Source organism: Streptomyces sp. NPDC006372 (assembly GCF_040612515.1).
Classification (GTDB): Bacteria; Actinomycetota; Actinomycetes; order Streptomycetales; family Streptomycetaceae; genus Streptomyces.
In genome coordinates this window covers 106,100-124,934 of sequence record NZ_JBEXQJ010000027.1, presented here as the reverse complement: position 1 = coordinate 124,934, position 18,835 = coordinate 106,100, and the positions used below count along the sequence as shown (strand labels likewise).

Here is an 18,835-nt window from a genome sequence, read left to right as displayed (position 1 = left end):
AGTTATTACGTGTGCTCTTCCTTACAGGGCCCGCTTCCGGGTCCCACGCGCGCGTGGATCGTCGTATCGGCGGGGGCCGGGTCAGCCTTCGCCGCCGCCCGCACCGCCGACGACGCCGGCCGTGGGGCCCCCGTCGGTGCCGCCCGTGTCGTCCGGCGGGGTGCCCGGGTCCGTGGGCTCCTCGTCCGTCGGCTCCCCGGTCGGCTCCCCGGTCGGCTCCGGGGTGGTCGGCTGGCCCGTGGGCGTCTCGGGAGCGCTCTGCGTCGCCGTGTAGGACGGGGTGTACGACGGCGTCCAGCCGCCGTTGCCGGAGCCGCTGCCGGTGCTGTCGTCCGTGGACGTGTCGGTCGGCGCGCCGGTCTCCTCGTCGCTCGGCGTCTCGCTGGGCGTCTTCTTCTCGGTCGTCTGCGAGGTGGTCGGCGACTGCTTCTTGCTCGGGTCGTCCTTGCCCCCGCCGGTGTTCTGCAGCGCCAGCGCGACGCCCGCCGCGACGGCGATCACCGCGAGCACCGCGAGGATCCACAGCTTGCCGCGGCCGCTGCCCTTGTTGCCGTGGCCCTCGAAGCCGCCGTCGTCCCCGCCGCCGTAGCCGGAGGGCAGGATCGGCGAGGGGATCTGGGCGGTGCCGGAGGCGTCACCGGGATGGCCCATCACGGCCGTCTGGGCGAAACCGCCGGACGGGGTGTGCCGGCCCTCGTGCATGTCGACCGGGCCGGTGTTCCAGGTGCCGGTGTGGCCACCCTGGTCGTAGAGCATCTGGAGCGCGTACTGGACCAGCCCGCGCATCTCCTCGGCCGTCTGGAAACGGTCGTCCGGCTCCTTGGCGAGGGCGCGCATGGCCAGGCCGTCCAGCTCCGGCGGGCAGGCGTCGGAAGCCTGGGACGGCGGCGTCGGGATGTCCTGGACGTGCTGGTAGACCACCGACAGCGGCGTCTCGCCGGTGAACGGCGGGCGCAGCGAGAGGAGTTCGTAGAGCAGGCAGCCCGTCGCGTACAGGTCGGAACGGTGGTCGACGGCCTTGCCGAGCGCCTGCTCCGGGGACAGGTACTGCGGGGTGCCCATGACCATGCCGGTCTGCGTCATCGTGGACTGCGCGCCGTGCAGGGCGCGGGCGATGCCGAAGTCCATCACCTTCACGGCGCCGTTGTGCGTGATGATGACGTTGGCCGGCTTGATGTCGCGGTGCACGATGCCGTGCTGGTGCGAATAGGCGAGCGCCTCCAGGACGCCCGAGACGATGATCAGCGCCTGCTCGGGACCGGGCGCCTCCGCGTTCAGCAGCAGGTCGCGGATGGTGCGTCCCTCGACCAGCTCCATGACGATGTAGGGCACGGACTGGCCGCCGACGACGTCCTCGCCGGAGTCGTACACGGCGACGATCGCGTGGTGGTTGAGGCCGGCGACCGACTGGGCCTCGCGCGTGAAGCGCGCCTTGGACACCGGGTCCTCGGCGAGGTCGGAACGGAGCAGCTTGACGGCGACGGTGCGCCCGAGACGGACGTCCTCGGCGGCGAACACCTCGGCCATGCCACCCCGGCCGAGTCTGTGGGTCAGCCGGTACCGGCCGTCACCGACCAACCCGCCGTTACCCCAGGACTCCGGCGCCTCCGACATCCCGCCGCCACTCGCCTCGGGGTCGGACGGGCCCTGAGCGCGCTGCTGCTGTGCCATCAGTCCTCGCCGTCGTTTCTGCCCGCGGTGCGCGCGGTGTTGTTACGGTCTCCGTCGGCCACGCTACAGCCTCGGCGCAAGCCGCCGGTCCGAGACGGGCGCCAGGACCGGCACGGTACGGACGCGCCATGAAACCTTTACTCCGTACTGTCGTGCAAATTCTGTGCACCGGCCGTACGTCCCCTGTAACGCTTCCGCGACGCTTCCTTCGCGTACGGTCACGGAACGGGCACCGCGCTTGACGTGTCAGTGCCCTGGGGCAGACTTGGCCGGGAATGGCGGTTTGGATCAACGACGGATCTGCGACAAGTCGGCGGCGCCTCAAGGGCTACGGGGGAAAACGGAACATGAGCCAGGACGGCGCACAGGGCCAGTACACGGGGCGGGCGCTCGCCGGTGGCCGCTATCAACTGCGCGACCTCCTCGGCCAGGGCGGCATGGCGTCGGTGCACCTCGCGTACGACAGCGTGCTCGACCGGCAGGTCGCGATCAAGACACTTCACACCGATCTCGGTCGGGAACAAGCCTTCCGCGAGCGGTTCCGCCGCGAGGCCCAGTCCGTGGCCAAGCTCACGCACACCAACATCGTCTCGGTCTTCGACACCGGCGAGGACACCCTCGACGGCATGACCACTCCGTACATCGTCATGGAGTTCGTCGAGGGCCGCCCGCTCGGCTCGGTGCTCGACGAGGACGTGCGGCAGCAGGGCGCGATGCCCGCCGACAAGGCGCTGAAGATCACCGCGGACGTGCTGGCCGCGCTGGAGATCAGCCACGAGATGGGCCTGGTCCACCGCGACATCAAGCCGGGCAACGTGATGATGACCAAGCGCGGCGTGGTCAAGGTCATGGACTTCGGCATCGCCCGCGCCATGCAGTCCGGTGTGACGTCGATGACACAGACCGGCATGGTCGTCGGCACCCCGCAGTACCTCTCGCCGGAACAGGCCCTCGGCCGCGGCGTGGACGCCCGCTCCGACCTGTACTCGGTCGGCATCATGCTGTTCCAACTGGTCACCGGGCGGCTGCCGTTCGAGGCGGACTCGCCGCTGGCCATCGCGTACGCACACGTCCAGGAGGAGCCGCCGGTTCCGTCCTCGATCAACCGCGCACTGCCCCCGGCCGTGGACGCCCTGATCGCCCGTGCCCTGAAGAAGAACCCGAACGAGCGCTTCCCGAGCTCCGAGGCCATGCGCGACGAGTGCCTGCGCGTGGCCGCGTCCCTCCAGGCCACGCCGCCGAGCATCGTCCCGGGCGCGCAGACCCCGAGCGGCGCGGGCGTCGGCTCGGCCGTGTTCCCGCCGGTCGACCAGGCGACCCCGGCACCCTCGGGCCAGGTCCAGACGCCGTACCAGCCGACCCCGCCGCCCAACCCGTACGGCACGCCCCCGCCGTCGGCGCCGTCCCCGGCCTACGGCTACCCGCAGCAGGGCGGCTACCAGACCCCGTCCCCGGCCGGCTACGCGCAGCAGCCGGGCCCGTCGACCCCGCCGCCGTACAACCTGACGCCCCAGACCGCGTCGGCCCCCTCGGGCGGCGGCCGGAGCAACAAGCCGGTGATCATCGGCTCGATCATCGTGTCCGTCGTCGCGGTCGGCGGTCTGATCGCGGCCCTGATGATGAACGGCGGTGGCGAGGAGGACCAGGGCGGCGGCAGCAGTCCGGGTGCGTCGGCCTCGGCGGCCAAGAAGCCCGGTTACCGGGGGCCGGACACGTCGAAGACGATCGACTCCGAGGAGTGCACGGAACCGCAGGAGTCGTACAACGACCCCGACAAGATCCAGATTCCGGACTTCAAGTTCAAGGACATCACCTCGGTCAAGGCCTGCCTCCAGTCCGCCGGCTGGGAGGCGAAGATCACCAAGGTCGACGAGAACACCTACGGCGACGGCACGGTCATGCAGCAGTTCCCCTCCAAGGGCACCGACGTCGATCCGGAGGACATGCCGCAGATCGAGCTCAGCGTCTCGACGGGCAACCCGCCGTCCTGACCCGCCTGCGCCATCCGCGTGGAAGGGCCCGGCAGCTTCGGCTGCCGGGCCCTTCTGCTCGGTACGTACACGCTCGGTACGTAGGCGACTCGGTTCGTACGCTGCTCGGGTCGTAAGCGGACGTCCTACAGATACGGCCCGCCCGAGCGGCCGCCCGGGTGCTGCTCGTCGAGGCCCTCGTGGCCGGCGCCGGGCGGAAGGGCGCGGCGCATCTGCTCCAGCTGGGCGCGCGCGGCCATCTGCTGGGCGAACAGCGTGGTCTGGATCCCGTGGAAGAGCCCCTCCAGCCAGCCGACCAGCTGGGCCTGCGCGATGCGCAGCTCCGCGTCGCTGGGGGTCACCTCGTCCGTGAAGGGCAGGGAGAGCCGCTCCAGCTCCTCGACCAGCTCGGGCGCCAGACCGTCCTCCAGCTCCTTCACCGAGCTGGCGTGGATCTCCTTGAGCCGGGCCCGGCTGGCCTCGTCCAGGGGAGCCACGCGTACTTCCTCGAGAAGCTGCTTGATCATGCTGCCGATCCGCATGACCTTGGCGGGCTGCTCCACCTGTTCCGTGACCGGGGTCTCGCGGGAGTCCTCGTCTCCGCCGCCACCGCCGAGCGCCATGCCGTCCTGGCCCACGACCAGGATCTGCGGGTTCTCCGGTGACCGTTCGTTCCTCGGCATCTCCATGCCGCCATTCTCTCGCACGCCTGCACCTCATCTCCGTGGTGCCCCCGCGGGAGGCTGATCCACCGTGTTCGGGGAGACGAGTTGCTCAGGCGCCGGGTTGCTCCCGAACGGGTGAATCCGGCTCGCGTGACAGGCGCAGCAGGCGGACCTCGCAGTGTTCCAGCCAGCGGATCTCCGCCTCGGTGTGCAGGACGAGCTGTTCCAGCACGAGCAGCCGGGCCATCCCCTCCGGGTGGCCGGGCCCGCGGGCCAGTGCCTCGGCCCGCTGCCGCACGTGTTCGTGCAACGCCTCGGCCACGTGCCGGCGCTGGGACTCGACGACCTCCCGTACGTCGACGCCGTCCGCGCCGACCGCCATCACCAGCTTGATCGCCAGCTCGTCGCGCGGCGGGCTCGCCCGTTCGACGGGCCGCGCGTACCAGTCCCGCAGTTCGGTCCGGCCCTGCTCGGTGAGCGCGTACAGCGCCCGGCCCGCCTCGTCGGCGCCCTCCTCGGCCACCAGTCCGTCCCGTTCCAGACGGTCGAGTGTCGTGTAGACCTGCCCGATGTTCAGCGGCCAGGTGCCGCCGGTACGAGTCTGGAACTCGGTGCGCAGGCGGGAGCCGTAAAGGGGGCCGGCGGCGAGGAGCGCCAGCAGCCCGTGTCGTATCGACATAAACGGATTGTGCAGCTTTTCCGTCTGTCGGCCGAGCCCGGAATGCCGGACGAGTGCACCGGTGTGAGGCTGATTGCCTCGAAATGACCGAACTTGCCGATCTTGCCCTCCCGGGCACGGCGGGAAGGGGTCACCGACGTGACTCCATGGCAACGCGCGCTGCGGGCGACGGGACTGGTGGTCGTCCTGGGGACGGGCGCGGTCGTCTCACCGTACGGATCCGTTCCGTCCTACGGTGCTGTCCTCTCGTACGGCTCAGGGGCCGCGTACGGCTCAGGGGCCGCGTACGGCTCAGGGGCCGCGAACGGCGAAGAGACCGAGTACGGCGACGGAGGAGCGTCCGGGGAAGAGGCCGCGTTCGGGGAAGAGGCCGGGGCGGGCCCGGGGGCCGGGGACGCCCCGTCCGCCCGGGCCACCCCGCGGGAGCCCTCGCGGGCCGGGAGCCGGGCCGGTGAGGGGCGGCAGCGGCCGGGGCGGCCGGAGGACGCCGGGGCGGACGCCGACGACGCCACCGCCGCACCCGAGGAACCCCGCGAAACCGTTCCCGTGCCCTCCGCGCAGACGCAGGAGCCGGTACGGGACGCCGCCGCGCACGCCGAGCGCCCCGTCGGTCCGGTCCTGCGGATCCTGCCCCTGGGCAGCGGCCTGGTACTGATCGGCCTCGGCCTGGGCCTCGCCTTCTTCGCACTGCGGTTGCGGCGGTCCTAGGGTCCGGCGGCGGCCGGGGTCAGGCGCCCTGTGGGGCGATCAGCAGCACCTTGCCGATGTGGCCGCTCTCCTCCACGACCCGGTGGGCGGCGGACGCCTCCGGCATCGGGAGTTCGCGGTCGACGACGGGGCGCAGATGGCCGCCGGTGAACAGCGGCCAGACATGTTCGCGTACGGCCGCGACGATGGCCGCCTTCTCCGCCGGCGGCCGGGCGCGCAGGGAGGTCGCGCTGATCGCGGCGCGCTTGGCGAGCAGCGCGCCGATGTTCAGCTCGGCCTTGATGCCGCCCTGCATGCCGATGATCGCGAGCCGGCCGTTCACGGCGAGGGCCTTGACGTTGCGCTCCAGGTACTTGGCGCCCATGTTGTCGAGGATGACGTCGGCACCGGCGCCGTCCGTGGCGTTCCTGACCTCTTCGACGAAGTCCTGCTCGCGGTAGTTGACCAGGATGTCCGCGCCCAGTTCGGCGCACCGCTCCAGCTTCTCCTTGGTGCCCGCCGTGACGGCCACCCGGGCGCCGACCGCCTTGGCCAGCTGGATGGCCATGGTGCCGATGCCGCTGGAGCCGCCGTGCACGAGCAGGGTCTCGCCGGGGCGCAGATGGGCGATCATGAAGACGTTCGACCAGACGGTGCAGGCCACCTCGGGCAGGGCCGCGGCCTCCTTCAGGCCGACGCCCTCCGGCACGGGCAGCAGCTGTCCGGCCGGGACGACCACCTTCTCGGCGTAGCCGCCGCCGGAGAGCAGGGCGCACACCTCGTCGCCGACGCTCCAGCCGGAGACACCGGGGCCGGTCTCGGCGATCCGCCCGGAGCACTCCAGGCCGGGGTAGGGGGAACCGCCGGGCGGCGGGTCGTAGAAGCCCTGCCGTTGCAGGATGTCGGCCCGGTTGACGGCACCCGCCGTCACCTCGACCAGGACCTCGCCCTCGCCGGGCACGGGATCCGGGACCTCGTCCCAGACCAGCGCCTCGGGTCCACCAGGTTCGGGAATCGTGATCGCATACATGACGAGGACGCTACCCGTCGGTCCCCGGACGGAGTCCCCTCCGTCTCCGGAACGGCTCTTCCTGCGTCCTTGGTCCGGTCCTGGCGAAAATCCCTGTGCGGGACCGATGAGTTCCCGCGAAAGTAAAGGTCTCCCCATGCGTAGCTCAAGCGCACGGAAGGACCCGGAGCATGACCACACAGACGTCCGGCCTGGCGATCGAGACCGCGGGCCTGGTGAAGACGTTCGGTGAGACCAGGGCGGTCGACGGAGTGGACCTGTCCGTGCCCGCGGGCACGGTCTACGGCGTCCTCGGCCCGAACGGCGCCGGAAAGACCACCACCGTGAAGATGCTCGCCACGCTCCTGCGGCCGGACGGCGGTGAGGCTCATGTCTTCGGCCACGACATCGTCCGCGAGGCCGACGAGGTGCGCGGCCGGGTGAGCCTCACCGGCCAGTACGCGTCGGTGGACGAGGACCTCACCGGCACCGAGAACCTGGTCCTGCTGGGCCGGCTGCTCGGCCACCACAAGCGGGCGGCCCGGGACCGGGCCGCCCAGCTCCTGGAGGCCTTCGGGCTGACGGAGGCGGCGGGGAAGCAGGTCAAGCACTACTCGGGCGGCATGCGGCGCCGGATCGACATCGCCGCTTCCATCCTCAACACCCCCGACCTGCTGTTCCTCGACGAGCCGACGACCGGTCTGGACCCGCGCAGCCGCAACCAGGTGTGGGACATCGTGCGGGCCGTCGTCTCCCAGGGCACCACCGTGCTGCTGACCACGCAGTACCTGGACGAGGCCGACCAGCTGGCGTCCCGGATCGCCGTCATCGACCGCGGCCGCGTGATCGCCGAGGGCACCAAGGGCGAGCTGAAGTCGTCCGTGGGCGCCGGATCCGTCCATCTGCGGCTGCGAGATCCGGACCAGCGGGACCTCGCGACCGACCTGCTGCGCCGGGCCCTCGACGCGCAGGTGCAGCCGGAACCCGACCCGGTCGCCCTGACCGCCCGCCTCGGTACGGCGGCGAGCGACGACAGCGCCGCCCAGCAGGCCGCCCGCGCGCTGAACGAGCTGGCCCGGGCCGGCATCACCGTCGACAACTTCTCTCTGGGCCAGCCCAGCCTGGACGAGGTCTTCCTCGCCCTCACCGGCCACGACACGCACGACTCCGGCCGCTCCGACAGCTCCGGCCGCCCCGACGACTCCGAGCAGTCCCACGATCCGAAGGACGAGGTGGCGGCATGAGCACCGCGACGACCACCGAGAGCAAGGAACTCGCCCCGGTCAGCGCCGAGTCCCTCGCCGCGCTGCTCATCGCCAAGGAGCGGCCGTCGCGGCCCAGCGCCTGGTCGGCCTCGATGACCTTCGGCTGGCGGGCCATTCTCAAGATCAAGCACGTGCCGGAGCAGCTCTTCGACGTCACGGCGTTCCCGATCATGATGGTGCTGATGTACACGTACCTGTTCGGCGGGGCGCTGGCCGGCTCGCCGGAGGAGTACATCCAGTTCCTGCTGCCGGGCATCCTCGTGATGTCGGTCGTGATGATCACGATGTACACGGGTGTCTCGGTCAACACGGACATCGAGAAGGGCGTCTTCGACCGGTTCCGCAGTCTGCCGATCTGGCGGCCGTCGACGATGGTCGGCTATCTGCTCGGCGACGCCCTGCGGTACACGATCGCCTCGGTCGTGATGCTCACCGTCGGCGTCGTCCTGGGCTACCGGCCGGACGGCGGGGTCGTCGGGGTGCTCGCCGGGATCGCGCTGCTGGTGCTGTTCTCGTTCGCCTTCTCGTGGATCTGGACGATGTTCGGCCTGATGCTGCGCACCGAGAAGTCGGTGATGGGCGTCAGCATGATGGTGATCTTCCCGCTCACCTTCCTGTCCAACGTCTTCGTCGACCCGAAGACCATGCCGGGCTGGCTCCAGGCCTTCGTCAACAACAGCCCCATCACGCATCTGGCGTCGGCGGTGCGGGGGCTGATGGCCGGGGACTGGCCGGCCGCCGAGGTCGCCTGGTCGCTGGGCTGGGCCGGGCTGTTCGTGCTGGTCTTCGGGCCGGTGACGATGCGGCTGTACAACCGGAAGTAGGCAGAACAACCGGACATGGGCAGACGCCGGGCCGGCCGTCGCGCACGCGTGGCGACCGGCCGTCGCGTGTGGCGGCCGGCCGGTTCGTCGTCCGGCCGTTCAGCTGCGGGGCATCGGGCGGATGTCGGGTGTGACCTGGGCGCCCGGGGTCTTCCGCACGATGGTGATGAGCCGGTCGGCCAGCTCCAGCCTCCCGATGGCCGGATCGTCGTACCCGAGCACACGGTGCCCGCGTATGACGCTGACCACCAGGTCGGCGACCTCACGCGGGGTCTTGCCCACCTCGCCCTTCACCACCGGCCGTTCGACGAGGTCGAGCCCGCTGCCCTGCTGGATGAGGTCCTCCATCACCATGCCGGCCGAGGGGCTGAGCACGGAGAGGCCGAGCAGACGGCCGGCGGCGCTGGCGCTGGTGATGACCGCGTCGGCGCCGGACTGCTTGAGCAGCGGTGCGTTCTCCTCCTCCCGCACCGCGGCCACGATCTTCGCCCCGCGGTTGAGCTGCCGGGCCGTCAGCGTCACCAGGACCGCCGTGTCGTCGCGCTGGGTCGCGATGATGATCTGGCGCGCCTTGTGCACCTCGGCCCGCTTGAGCACCTCGCTGCGCGTCGCGTCCCCGACGATGCCCGCGTAGCCCTCGGCGGCCGCGGCGTCGATCACCTTGGAACTCGGGTCGACCACGACGACCTGTTCCTTCTTCAGGCCCGTCGCGCAGACGGTCCGGATCGCCGACCTGCCCTTCGTGCCAAAACCGACGACGACGGTGTGATCGCGCAACGTGGACCTCCAGCGGGTCAGCCGCCACTCCTCCCGGGTACGTTCGGTGAGGGCCTCGAGAGTGGTGCCGACCAGGATGATCAGGAACAGCACGCGCAGGGGCGTGATGACGAGGATGTTGGTGAGCCGGGCGGCGTCGCTGGCCGGGGCGATGTCACCGTAACCGGTGGTGGAGAGGGTGACGGTCGCGTAGTAGAAGGCGTCGAGGAGGTCGACGCCGCCGCCCGCGTTGTCGTTGTAGCCGTCCCGGTCGGCGTAGACGATCACAGCGGTCACGACGAGCACCAGCAGCGCGATGGAGAGCCGCTTGGCGACCTGGCGGAACGGGTGCTCCACCACTTTCCTCGGGAGTTTCACCCGATGGGTCACCAGATGCTCGTCCGCCTGCCGGGCGATGGTGTCCTGGCCCGGAAGTTTCACGTGAAACACACCCCGATCCCGCCGGACGCCCAGGGCAGGTCGAGCAGTTCCTCCTCCTGCCCCGCACGGGCACCGCCCGGCGGTACGACGGCCAGCGCGTCGGCCGCCGCGATACCGCGCAGCATGGCCGGGCCGTTGTAGTGCAGCGGCACGGCATGGTCGCCGCGCAGGACGACGGGGACGAGCCGGGTGTCGTGCGGGTGTCCCTGAACGGCGTCCCTGAGCGGCAGGGTGTACGACTCCGGGGCCTGGCGGGCCGCGAGGGTCCGCAGCAGCGGCTCGGCGAGTGTCAGCAGCCCGGAGACGGCGGCGAGCGGGTTGCCCGGCAGGCCGACGAGATGCTGGGTCTCCTTGATGCGCGCCAGCAGCATGGGGTGGCCCGGGCGCACCTTGACGCCGTCGACGAGGAGTTCGGCGCCGATGCGGCGCAGGGTGGGGTGGACGTGGTCGACGGGACCGGCGGCGGTGCCGCCGGTGGTGACGAGGACATCGGCGTCGGACGTGGTGATCGCCCGGTGCAGGACGTCGGCGTCGTCGCGGACGCGGCGTACGGCGACGACCTCGGCGCCGAGCGCCCGCAGCCAGGGCGCCAGCATCGGGCCGAGCGCGTCCCGGATCAGACCGTCGTGCGGCAGCCCCTCGGTGAGCAACTCGTCCCCGAGGACCAGCACTTCGGCGCGAGGGCGCGGGACGGCGTCGACCGCGTCGTATCCGGCGGCCGCGGCGAGCCCCAGTACGGCCGGGGTGACGAGCGTGCCGACGGGCAGCAGCTGGTCGCCGCTGCGGCACTCCTGGCCGCGCGGGCGGATGTCCTGGCCGGGGGCGACCTCCCGGGTCGCGTACAGGCGGCCCTTGTCGTCGGTACGGCCGTGCTCGCTGCGCAGGACGGCGGTGGTGTCCGGGGGGATGCGGGCGCCGGTGGCGATCTGGACGGCCTCGCCGTCGGACAGCGGCGTGGGCGAGGCGTGGCCGGCCAGGACTCCGTCGTCCCGTACGTCCCAGGGGGCGGGGCCCGCGACCGCCCAGCCGTCCATCGCGGAGGTGTCGAAGGAGGGGAGGTCGGTGAGGGCGTCGAGGGGGGTGGCGAGGGTGAGGCCGAGGGCGGCTTCGAGGGGCACGGAGACGGGGGCGCGTCGAGCGGCCCGGGCGGCGTTGCGGCCGGCGCGTTCGGCGACGGCGCGGGCCTCCGGCCAGGGGGTGGCGCGGTGACGGTCGGGCCGGGGAGAGGTGCCCGGGTGGCCGGGGGTGCGGCCGTCGTCCGTCTCGGCTCGTGGGGCGGGGGTGGGCCGGTGGTGGCCGTTGCTGTCGTTCACGAGGGCGAGCACCTCCTCGACGTCGAGGTCCTCGGCGTCCTCACCGGTCCGGGTACCGTGCGCGGTCATCCGGCGGCGTCCGGGCGGGTGTCCGGGGTCGCGTCCGGGGCGACGTCGGCCGGGGCACCGGAGGACCGAGCATCGGAGGACTGAGTACCGGAGGCCGCGGCACCGGAGGACCGGGCGTCGGAGGTGCTCTCCGCCGCCCAGCGGGCGGCGAGGGCCGCGGCCTTGCGGGCGGCCTCGGCGACCGCCTCGGGGCCGCCACCGGCACGCGCCGCGGCATAGCCGACGAGGAAGGTGGTCAGCGGTGCCGCGGGCCTGGCCACCCCGTGGGCGGCATCTCGGGCGAGGTCGAGCAGGACACCGGTGTCGACGTCCAGGTCGATCCCGAGTTCGTCCTTGGCGGCGGAAATCCATTCATCCAACACGTGCCCATGCTCCCTGATACGTGCCCTGGCGGTGGCGATGTCGTCCCAGGTGTCGCAGTCGAAGGACGCGACCGGGTCGGAGATGCGGGTGAGGCTCAGCTCGGCGACGAGGCGCCGCAGAGGAAGACCGGCGAGCCCGTCGTGCCGGTCGGCGAGGAGGGCGAGCACCTCGTGCAGCCGGGGCGCGCGGTACGCGGCCACGAGCGGCTGGTCACGGCCGTCGGGGTCGGTCAGCAGCACGCCGTCGGCCCCGCTCGTGCGCAGGGTGCTCAGCAGCCGGTCGACGGTGCGCTCCTGAAGGAACGGCAGGTCGGCGGAGAGCACCACGACGTGTTCCGCCGTGGTGTCCCGGAGCCCGGCGTCGAGCGCGGCGAGCGGTCCGCCGCCGGGTGGGTCCTCGCGGGCCCAGGTCACCGGCCGGGCGGTCGGGCGGGGCGCGGCGACGACGACGGTGGTGCGGGCTCCGGCGCAGGCGGCGAGTACGCGGTCGAGCAGGGCCCGGCCGCCTACGCGCACACCGGGTTTGTCGGCGCCGCCCAGTCGGCGCGCGCCACCTCCGGCCGGCACGACGGCGTCGTACCCGGCTGTGTCATGCCCGGTGATGGCATGCCCGGCGGGGTCTTGCCCGGCGGTGCCGGGTTCACCGGGCGGCTCGTTGGCGGTCACCCCCCGAGTATGCGTGCCCCCGCGATCACACGGAACGCGGGGGAACCGGCCCGATCACGAGCACCAGCTCATGCGAGGAACAGGAATCACAGCGTCCGCAGCAGCACCGCCGGCTGTTCCACGCAGTCCGCGACGTACCGCAGGAAGCCGCCGGCCGTGCCGCCGTCGCACACCCGGTGGTCGAAGGTGAGCGAGAGCTGCACGACCTGCCGCACCGCCAGCTCGCCCTCGTGCACCCAGGGCTTGGGGACGATGCGGCCGACGCCGAGCATGGCCGCCTCGGGGTGGTTGATGATCGGGGTGGAGCCGTCGACGCCGAAGACGCCGTAGTTGTTCAGCGTGAAGGTCCCGCCGGTGAGGTCCGCGGGTGTCAGCCTCCCGGCCCGGCCCGCCTCGGTCAGCCGGGCGAACTCGGCGGTGAGCGACTCGGCGTCACGCGCGTGCGCGTCCCGTACGACCGGGACGACGAGCCCCCGGTCGGTCTGCGCGGCGAAGCCCAGGTGCACCTGGTCGAACCGGACGACCTCCCTGGCCTCCGCGTCGACGGTGGAGTTGAGCTCGGGGAAGCGTGCGAGGGCCGCGGTGCAGATCCGGGCCAGCAGGGCCAGGACGGAGATCTTCGGTGCGCCGGCCGCGTTCATGGCGGTGCGCGCCCGCATGAACTCCGTGGCGTCGGCGTCCACCCAGCACGTCGCGTCCGGGATCTCGCGGCGACTGCGCGCCAGCTTGTCGGCGACCGCGCCCCGGATGCCCTTGAGCGGAGTGCGGATCTCGCCGGGGGCCGCTGCCGCGGCGGGCTGCGGTGCGGGGGCCGCTGTCGCGGCGGGCTGGGCAGCCGCGCGCAGGGCGTACTCCACGTCCGCCCGCAGGATCAGCCCGTCCGGCCCGGAGCCGGTCAGCTCCCGCAGGTCCAGGCCGTTCTGCCGGGCCAGCCTGCGGACCAGGGGCGAGATCACGGGGATGGGGCCGTCCTCGGTCTCGGCGCCACCGGTCTGCCCGTCGACCACCCCCGTGGGGGCACTGCCGTCGGCAGGTGCCGCCGCGCCCACCGGTGCCGCCCCAGCGGCGCGACCGCCCGCGGCCACGTCGTCAGGCGTACCACCCCCGTCGGACACCGGCCGGTCCTGCCGTACGCGGCGTCGGCGCGCCGGTGCCTCTGACGTGCCGTAGCCGACCAGGACGTTGCCCGAGCCCTCGGTGTCGGCTGCCGCGGTGCTGTCGGCGGGCATCCGCTCCCCCACCGCCACGGTGATCAGCGGCGCCCCGACGGGCAGTTCCGTGCCCTCCTCGCCGAAGCGGGCCGTGACCACACCGCCGTAGGGGCAGGGCACCTCGACCATCGCCTTGGCCGTCTCGACCTCGACGACGGGCTGGTCGACCGCGACCACGTCGCCGATCTCGACCAGCCAGCGCACGATCTCCGCCTCGGTGAGCCCCTCCCCGAGGTCGGGCAGCTTGAACTCCAGCACCTGTGCCATCAGCTCTCGGCCTCCCACTGCAGGCGCCCCACGGCGTCCAGGATCCGGTCCACACCGGGCAGGTGGTGGCGCTCCAGCATCGGCGGCGGATACGGGACGTCGAACCCGGCCACACGCAGCACCGGCGCCTCCAGGTGGTGGAAGCAGCGCTCCGTGACCCGGGCCGCGATCTCCCCGCCCGGGCCCCCGAAGGATCCCGACTCGTGGACCACGACCGCGCGTCCCGTCCGCCGCACCGAGGCGCACACCGTCTCGTCGTCGAACGGCACCAGGGAGCGCAGATCGACGACTTCGAGGTCCCAGCCCTCGGCCCGGGCCGCCTCGGCCGCCTCCATGCAGACGGGTACGGACGGCCCGTACGTGATGAGCGTGGCGCTCCGGCCCGAGCGCCGCACCACCGCGCGGCCTATCGGTTCAACGGGCGTCGGCTCCTGCGGGTTCCAGGAGTCCTTCGACCAGTACAGCCGCTTGGGCTCCAGGAAGACGACCGGGTCGTCGGAGGCGATGGAAGCGCGCAGCAGTCCGTAGGCGTCGGCGACGGTGGCCGGGGTGACGACATGGAGCCCCGGAGTCGCCGTGTAGTACGCCTCGGAGGAGTCACTGTGGTGCTCGACGCCGCCGATGCCGCCGCCGTAGGGGACGCGGATGGTGATCGGCAGGGGCATCTTGCCGCGGGTGCGGTTGCGCATCCGCGCGACGTGCGAGATCAGCTGCTCGAACGCCGGGTAGGCGAACGCGTCGAACTGCATCTCCACGACCGGGCGCAGGCCGTACATGGCCATGCCGACGGCCGTGCCGAGGATGCCCGCCTCGGCGAGGGGGGTGTCGGTGCAGCGGTCCTCGCCGAACTCCTTGGCGAGTCCGTCGGTGACGCGGAAGACGCCGCCGAGGGTGCCGACGTCCTCGCCCATGACGTGCACGGCGGGGTCGGCGGCCATCGCGTCGCGCATCGCGCGCGTGAGGGCCTGCGCCATGGTGGCCGGCTTGACGGCGACGGTGGTCATCGGTGCGTCCCCTCCGGATCGGCCTCGGCCTCCAGCTCCGCCCGCAGCTGCTCCCGCTGCTCGCGCAGCTGGGGGGTGGGCTCGGCGTAGACGTGGGTGAACAGGTCCATGGGGTCGAGTGCCGGGTCCTGGTTCATGTGCTCGCGCAAGGAGGCGGCCATCGTCTCGGCGGCGTCCCGCGCGGCCTGCTTGCCGGCCTCGTCGAGCAGGCCGCGCCCGGTGAGCTCCCGCTCCAGGAGCTGGATCGGGTCGTGCTCGCGCCAGGTCTCGACCTCGGCGTCGCCCCGGTAGCGGGTGGCGTCGTCGGCGTTGGTGTGGGCCTCGACGCGGTAGGTGATCGCCTCGACCAGGGTGGGGCCGCCGCCCGCTCGGGCGTGGCGCACGGCGTCGCTCAGCACCTCGTGCACGGCGACGGCGTCGTTGCCGTCGACCAGGCGGCCGGGCATGCCGTAGCCGACGGCCTTGTGGGCCAGCGACGGGGCCGCGGTCTGCTTGGCGAGCGGGACGGAGATCGCGAAGCCGTTGTTCTGCACCAGGAAGACGACCGGGGCCTGCCAGACGGCGGCGAAGTTCAGCGCCTCGTGGAAGTCGCCCTCGCTGGTGCCGCCGTCGCCGACCATGGCCAGCGCGACCACGTCGTCGCCCTTGAGGCGGGCGGCGTGCGCGAGGCCCACGGCGTGCGGCAGCTGGGTGGCGAGCGGGGTGCACAGCGGGGCGACCCGGTGCTCGTGGGGGTCGTAGCCGGTGTGCCAGTCGCCGCGCAGCAGGGTGAGCGCCTCGACGGGGTCCACTCCGCGGGCCACGACGGCGAGCGTGTCGCGGTAGCTCGGGAAGAGCCAGTCGCGCTCCTGAAGGACCAGTGCGGCGGCGACCTCGCACGCCTCCTGGCCGGTGCTGGAGGGGTAGACGGCGAGGCGGCCCTGCTTGGTGAGGGCGGTGGCCTGCGCGTTGTAGCGGCGGCCGCGGACCAGCTGCGCGTACAGCGTCCGCAGCAGCTCCGGGTCGGCCTTCGCGGCCGTCTCGGTGCCGAGGACGCGGTACGGCTCCGCGTCGGGCAGCAGCGGCGCGGGGTCCATGCGGGGCTGCCAGGCGGGCGGCGGGGTCGGCCGGTACGCGCCCCGCTGCTCCATGACCGTCATGACGGCACCTCCTCGTGGGAGCGGCTACGGAAGGCGTGTCGGCTGTGACCCGCCTCACCTACCGATTGTTCGGTCGTCGGCACATTTTGGCTACGGGTGGCCTCAGGCTGTGGACAAACGGTTCTCCACAGCCTGAGATGGACGCAGTACGTCCATGGCAGGGAGGGTGGTGCGGGTGGCATCTGAACAAATGGCCGAGAACACGGCCACGAGCCAGGACGATCACGGTGTGCTGCCGCCGCCGCGTCCGCTGGACGCCATCGACGAGGACATCCTGCGCATGCTCCAGGCGGACGGCCGCGCCTCGATACGCTCGGTCGCCGAGCGGGTCCACGTCTCGCGCGCCAACGCCTACGCCCGGATCAACCGGCTCGTCGAGGACGGGGTCATCCGCGGCTTCGGCGCCCGGGTCGATCACGAACGGGCAGGTCAGGGGACGTCCGCCTACATCACCCTGAAGATCGTGCAGAACTCCTGGCGCACGGTGCGCGAGGAGCTCAGACAGCTGCCCGGGGCCTCTCACATCGCCCTGGTGGGCGGCGACTTCGACGTGCTGCTGCTGGTGCACGTCTCCGACAACCGGGCGCTGCGGGAGCTGGTGCTCACCCGGCTCCAGGCGATCCCGCAGGTCCTCAGCACGCGCACGCTGCTGGTCTTCGAGGAGGAGGACCTGGAGCCGCAGAGCTGAGTTCAGGCCCCCTGGCGGAGCCCCCCGAACGCCAGCTGCACCACCGCGTCGGCCACCTCGCGTTCGCTCATGCCGCGCCCGTCCGGCCGGTACCACTCCACGATCGAGTTGATCATCCCGAAGACCAGCCGGGTCACCAGCCGCCCCTCGATGTCGCCGCGCACGTCGCCGTCCGTGGTCGCCGCCTTCAGCAGATCGGCCACCCGGTGGTCGAAGTCGCGGCGCCGCTCCAGGGCCCACCGCTCGGTGTCGGTGTTGCCGCGCACGCGCAGCAGGAGGGTCACGTAGGGCAGCTCGGCTATGAGCACCTCGACCATGCGCCGCACGACGTACTCCAGGCGCTCGGCGGCGCTCCCCACGCGCGCCTGCTCCTCCTCGAGGATCCCGAAGAGGCCGTCCAGGGCCCGGCTCACGGCCCGGCGCAGCAGCTCCTCCTTGCCGACGACGTGGTGGTAGATCGACGACTTGGAGATGCCGGCGGCCTTGGAGAGGTGCTCCATGGAGGTGCCGTCGTAGCCGCGCTCGTTGAACACCTGGACGGCGACGGACAGCAGCGTGTCCGGGGTGTAGGTGTCGCGCTTGGCGGTGGTCATGAGGCGGTGCCCTCCCGCTTGTCGGAGGCGTGGGCGTGGCGGTACAGCGCGAGGGACGGCGCGTAGCGGCCCGAGGGGTCGCGCACGTGCAGGTCGTCCAGGAGCGCGTAGGCCCAGTAGCGGCCGAGCCGGCGGCTCCACTCGAACGGGCCCAGGGGGTAGTTGACACCAAGGCGCATCGCGGTGTCGATGTCCTCCTCGGTGGCCACGCCCTTGGCGACGGCGTCGTGCGCCAGATCGATGATCCGCGCGACCGTGCGGGCGACGATCATGCCGGGGACGTCGCCGATGACGCTGACGTCCTTGCCGAGCGCCTGGAAGAGGCCGGTGGCCTCGGCGAGGGTCTGCGGGGAGGTGTCCTGGGAGGCGGACAGGGCGATCCGGCCGGCCTTGCGGTAGTCGAGGGCGAGGTCGAAGTAGACGACTTCCCGGAACTCCACGGAGGTCTGCCCGTCGGTGAGGACGAGCTGGCCGCCGCTGGGCAGCACCAGGCGGGTGCCGTTGTCCTCGTCCTCGTCGCGGACCGGGATGCCGGCCTCGCGGATCAGCGCGAGCAGGTCGGAGGCCGGCCCCAGGTCGCCCTCGGCGACGACGTACGCGGGCGGCTGCCGCTTCTCGGCGGTGTCCGGCTCCGGGCGCTCGGCGCCGTCCTGGTGGTCGTACCAGCCGTGGCCGGTCTTGCGGCCGAGGCGGCCCGACTCGACCAGGCGCCGCTGGGCGAGGGACGGGGTGAAGCGCACGTCCTGGAAGAAGGACTGCCAGACCGACCGCGTGACGGACTCGTTGACGTCCTGGCCGATCAGGTCGGTCAGCTCGAAGGCGCCCATCCGGAAGCCGCCGGACTCGCGCAGCACGGCGTCGATGGTGGCCGGGTCGGCGCCCTGGGCCTCGTACACCGCGAAGGCCTCGGCGTAGAAGGGCCGGGCGATGCGGTTCACGATGAAGCCGGGGGTGTCCGCGCAGGCGACCGGCGTCTTGCCCCAGGCGCGGGCGGTCTCGTACGCGCGGGTGGCCGACGTGACGTCGGTGGCGAACCCGGAGACGACCTCGACCAGCGGCAGCAGCGGCGCCGGGTTGAAGAAGTGCAGGCCGACGAAGCGGCCGGGGGTGCGCAGCGCGCCGCCGATGGCGGTGACGGAGAGGGAGGAGGTGTTGGTGGCGAGCAGGCAGTCGCCGTCGACGACGCCCTCCAGCTCGCGGAACAGCTCCTGCTTGACGTCCAGCCGCTCCACAACCGCCTCGACGACCAGGGCGCAGTCGGCGAGCTCGGCGAGGGTCTCGGCGGGCAGCAGCCGGGCGCGGGCGGCGTCCCGGTCGGCGCCGGTGAGCCGCTCCTTCTCGACGAGCCGGTCGAGGCGGGCCCCGATCGCGTCGGCGGCCTCCCGGGCCCGCCCGGGGACGGTGTCGTACAGCCGTACGGGATGGCCCGCGACCAGCGCGACCTGGGCGATGCCCTGGCCCATGGTGCCGGTGCCGACGACGGCCACGGGGCTGCTGAGGTCGAGTGCTGTCATGTGCGCGATCCTCCCGCACGGGGTTTTCCACAGATGCGGCGG

The 18,835-nt window shown here is 72.3% G+C and carries 17 protein-coding genes; 5 read left to right on the top strand and 12 right to left on the bottom strand.

Annotated elements, in window-relative coordinates:
- Window positions 1–81 precede the first annotated feature (81 nt).
- Window positions 82–1,671: a protein kinase gene (locus tag ABZ016_RS31345; protein ID WP_356920061.1), complete on the bottom strand. Its 1,590-nt coding sequence runs from the start codon at window positions 1,669–1,671 to the stop codon at window positions 82–84.
- Between the two features lie 347 nt (window positions 1,672–2,018).
- Here ABZ016_RS31345 and ABZ016_RS31340 point away from each other — a divergent pair, with 347 nt between their 5' ends.
- Window positions 2,019–3,662 (top strand): protein kinase, encoded by a 1,644-nt coding sequence (locus ABZ016_RS31340; protein WP_356920060.1) that lies wholly within the window; start codon window positions 2,019–2,021, stop codon window positions 3,660–3,662.
- Window positions 3,663–3,787: 125 nt separating this feature from the next.
- On the opposite strand, the gene ABZ016_RS31335 is transcribed toward ABZ016_RS31340, so the two are convergent.
- A complete protein-coding gene (locus ABZ016_RS31335) occupies window positions 3,788–4,330 on the bottom strand; it encodes a bacterial proteasome activator family protein (RefSeq protein ID WP_356920059.1) in 543 nt (180 codons plus the stop codon).
- 85 nt (window positions 4,331–4,415) lie between these two features.
- Window positions 4,416–4,985: a PadR family transcriptional regulator gene (locus ABZ016_RS31330; protein ID WP_356920058.1), complete on the bottom strand. Its 570-nt coding sequence runs from the start codon at window positions 4,983–4,985 to the stop codon at window positions 4,416–4,418.
- Between the two features lie 138 nt (window positions 4,986–5,123).
- Between ABZ016_RS31330 and ABZ016_RS31325 the strand changes: the two genes are divergently transcribed.
- Window positions 5,124–5,693, top strand: coding sequence for a hypothetical protein (locus ABZ016_RS31325; RefSeq protein WP_356920057.1), 570 nt, complete (start codon window positions 5,124–5,126; stop codon window positions 5,691–5,693).
- Between the two features lie 19 nt (window positions 5,694–5,712).
- Here ABZ016_RS31325 and ABZ016_RS31320 read toward each other — a convergent pair whose 3' ends face one another.
- On the bottom strand, window positions 5,713–6,702 hold the full coding sequence (locus ABZ016_RS31320; protein WP_356920056.1) for an NAD(P)H-quinone oxidoreductase: 990 nt from the start codon (window positions 6,700–6,702) through the stop codon (window positions 5,713–5,715).
- Between the two features lie 170 nt (window positions 6,703–6,872).
- On the opposite strand from ABZ016_RS31320, the gene ABZ016_RS31315 reads away from it, so the two are divergent.
- Both ABZ016_RS31315 and ABZ016_RS31310 read left to right on the top strand, forming a co-directional pair.
- Window positions 6,873–7,925, top strand: a complete 1,053-nt coding sequence (locus tag ABZ016_RS31315; protein ID WP_356920055.1) for an ATP-binding cassette domain-containing protein — start codon at window positions 6,873–6,875, stop codon at window positions 7,923–7,925.
- Entirely contained in the window at window positions 7,922–8,770 is an 849-nt protein-coding gene (locus ABZ016_RS31310) for an ABC transporter permease (protein WP_356920054.1), read from the top strand. Before ABZ016_RS31315 ends, ABZ016_RS31310 begins: the two co-directional genes overlap by 4 nt.
- Before the next feature lie 99 nt (window positions 8,771–8,869).
- Here ABZ016_RS31310 and ABZ016_RS31305 read toward each other — a convergent pair whose 3' ends face one another.
- The 6 genes from ABZ016_RS31305 to pdhA all read right to left on the bottom strand — a co-directional run bounded on the left by ABZ016_RS31305 (window position 8,870) and on the right by pdhA (window position 15,998).
- The gene (locus ABZ016_RS31305; protein ID WP_356920053.1) at window positions 8,870–9,967 is read right to left on the bottom strand and encodes a potassium channel family protein; all 1,098 of its coding nucleotides are present in this window, start codon (window positions 9,965–9,967) and stop codon (window positions 8,870–8,872) included.
- On the bottom strand, window positions 9,964–11,349 hold the full coding sequence (locus ABZ016_RS31300; RefSeq protein ID WP_356920052.1) for a molybdopterin molybdotransferase MoeA: 1,386 nt from the start codon (window positions 11,347–11,349) through the stop codon (window positions 9,964–9,966). The genes ABZ016_RS31305 and ABZ016_RS31300 overlap by 4 nt, the downstream gene beginning before the upstream one ends.
- The gene (locus ABZ016_RS31295; RefSeq protein WP_356920069.1) at window positions 11,346–12,314 is read right to left on the bottom strand and encodes an NTP transferase domain-containing protein; all 969 of its coding nucleotides are present in this window, start codon (window positions 12,312–12,314) and stop codon (window positions 11,346–11,348) included. The genes ABZ016_RS31300 and ABZ016_RS31295 overlap by 4 nt, the downstream gene beginning before the upstream one ends.
- 149 nt (window positions 12,315–12,463) lie before the next feature.
- Window positions 12,464–13,855 (bottom strand): dihydrolipoamide acetyltransferase family protein, encoded by a 1,392-nt coding sequence (locus tag ABZ016_RS31290; RefSeq protein ID WP_356920051.1) that lies wholly within the window; start codon window positions 13,853–13,855, stop codon window positions 12,464–12,466.
- Window positions 13,855–14,859, bottom strand: coding sequence for an alpha-ketoacid dehydrogenase subunit beta (locus ABZ016_RS31285; RefSeq protein ID WP_356920050.1), 1,005 nt, complete (start codon window positions 14,857–14,859; stop codon window positions 13,855–13,857). Before ABZ016_RS31285 ends, ABZ016_RS31290 begins: the two co-directional genes overlap by 1 nt.
- Window positions 14,856–15,998, bottom strand: a complete 1,143-nt coding sequence (gene pdhA, locus ABZ016_RS31280; protein WP_356920049.1) for a pyruvate dehydrogenase (acetyl-transferring) E1 component subunit alpha — start codon at window positions 15,996–15,998, stop codon at window positions 14,856–14,858. The genes ABZ016_RS31285 and pdhA overlap by 4 nt, the downstream gene beginning before the upstream one ends.
- Window positions 15,999–16,188: 190 nt before the next feature.
- Between pdhA and ABZ016_RS31275 the strand changes: the two genes are divergently transcribed.
- Window positions 16,189–16,686: an Lrp/AsnC family transcriptional regulator gene (locus ABZ016_RS31275; protein WP_356920068.1), complete on the top strand. Its 498-nt coding sequence runs from the start codon at window positions 16,189–16,191 to the stop codon at window positions 16,684–16,686.
- A 2-nt stretch (window positions 16,687–16,688) separates the two neighbouring features.
- On the opposite strand, the gene ABZ016_RS31270 is transcribed toward ABZ016_RS31275, so the two are convergent.
- Both ABZ016_RS31270 and ABZ016_RS31265 read right to left on the bottom strand, forming a co-directional pair.
- The gene (locus tag ABZ016_RS31270) at window positions 16,689–17,279 is read right to left on the bottom strand and encodes a TetR/AcrR family transcriptional regulator (protein ID WP_356920048.1); all 591 of its coding nucleotides are present in this window, start codon (window positions 17,277–17,279) and stop codon (window positions 16,689–16,691) included.
- A complete protein-coding gene (locus ABZ016_RS31265) occupies window positions 17,276–18,793 on the bottom strand; it encodes a 3-hydroxyacyl-CoA dehydrogenase (protein ID WP_356920047.1) in 1,518 nt (505 codons plus the stop codon). Before ABZ016_RS31265 ends, ABZ016_RS31270 begins: the two co-directional genes overlap by 4 nt.
- Between the last annotated feature and the right edge of the window lie 42 nt (window positions 18,794–18,835).

Excerpts from the sequence above, each read along its gene's own strand:
- ABZ016_RS31320 (WP_356920056.1), bottom strand. The coding sequence starts at position 6,702 with ATGTATGCGATCACGATTCCCGAACCTGGTGGACCCGAGGCGCTGGTC.
- ABZ016_RS31330 (WP_356920058.1), bottom strand. The coding sequence starts at position 4,985 with ATGTCGATACGACACGGGCTGCTGGCGCTCCTCGCCGCCGGCCCCCTT.
- ABZ016_RS31300 (WP_356920052.1), bottom strand. The coding sequence starts at position 11,349 with ATGACCGCGCACGGTACCCGGACCGGTGAGGACGCCGAGGACCTCGAC.
- ABZ016_RS31310 (WP_356920054.1), top strand. The coding sequence starts at position 7,922 with ATGAGCACCGCGACGACCACCGAGAGCAAGGAACTCGCCCCGGTCAGC.
- ABZ016_RS31285 (WP_356920050.1), bottom strand. The coding sequence starts at position 14,859 with ATGACCACCGTCGCCGTCAAGCCGGCCACCATGGCGCAGGCCCTCACG.
- ABZ016_RS31340 (WP_356920060.1), top strand. The coding sequence starts at position 2,019 with ATGAGCCAGGACGGCGCACAGGGCCAGTACACGGGGCGGGCGCTCGCC.
- ABZ016_RS31270 (WP_356920048.1), bottom strand. The coding sequence starts at position 17,279 with ATGACCACCGCCAAGCGCGACACCTACACCCCGGACACGCTGCTGTCC.
- ABZ016_RS31335 (WP_356920059.1), bottom strand. The coding sequence starts at position 4,330 with ATGGAGATGCCGAGGAACGAACGGTCACCGGAGAACCCGCAGATCCTG.
- ABZ016_RS31290 (WP_356920051.1), bottom strand. The coding sequence starts at position 13,855 with ATGGCACAGGTGCTGGAGTTCAAGCTGCCCGACCTCGGGGAGGGGCTC.
- ABZ016_RS31275 (WP_356920068.1), top strand. The coding sequence starts at position 16,189 with ATGGCCGAGAACACGGCCACGAGCCAGGACGATCACGGTGTGCTGCCG.
- ABZ016_RS31345 (WP_356920061.1), bottom strand. The coding sequence starts at position 1,671 with ATGGCACAGCAGCAGCGCGCTCAGGGCCCGTCCGACCCCGAGGCGAGT.
- ABZ016_RS31265 (WP_356920047.1), bottom strand. The coding sequence starts at position 18,793 with ATGACAGCACTCGACCTCAGCAGCCCCGTGGCCGTCGTCGGCACCGGC.
- ABZ016_RS31315 (WP_356920055.1), top strand. The coding sequence starts at position 6,873 with ATGACCACACAGACGTCCGGCCTGGCGATCGAGACCGCGGGCCTGGTG.
- pdhA (WP_356920049.1), bottom strand. The coding sequence starts at position 15,998 with ATGACGGTCATGGAGCAGCGGGGCGCGTACCGGCCGACCCCGCCGCCC.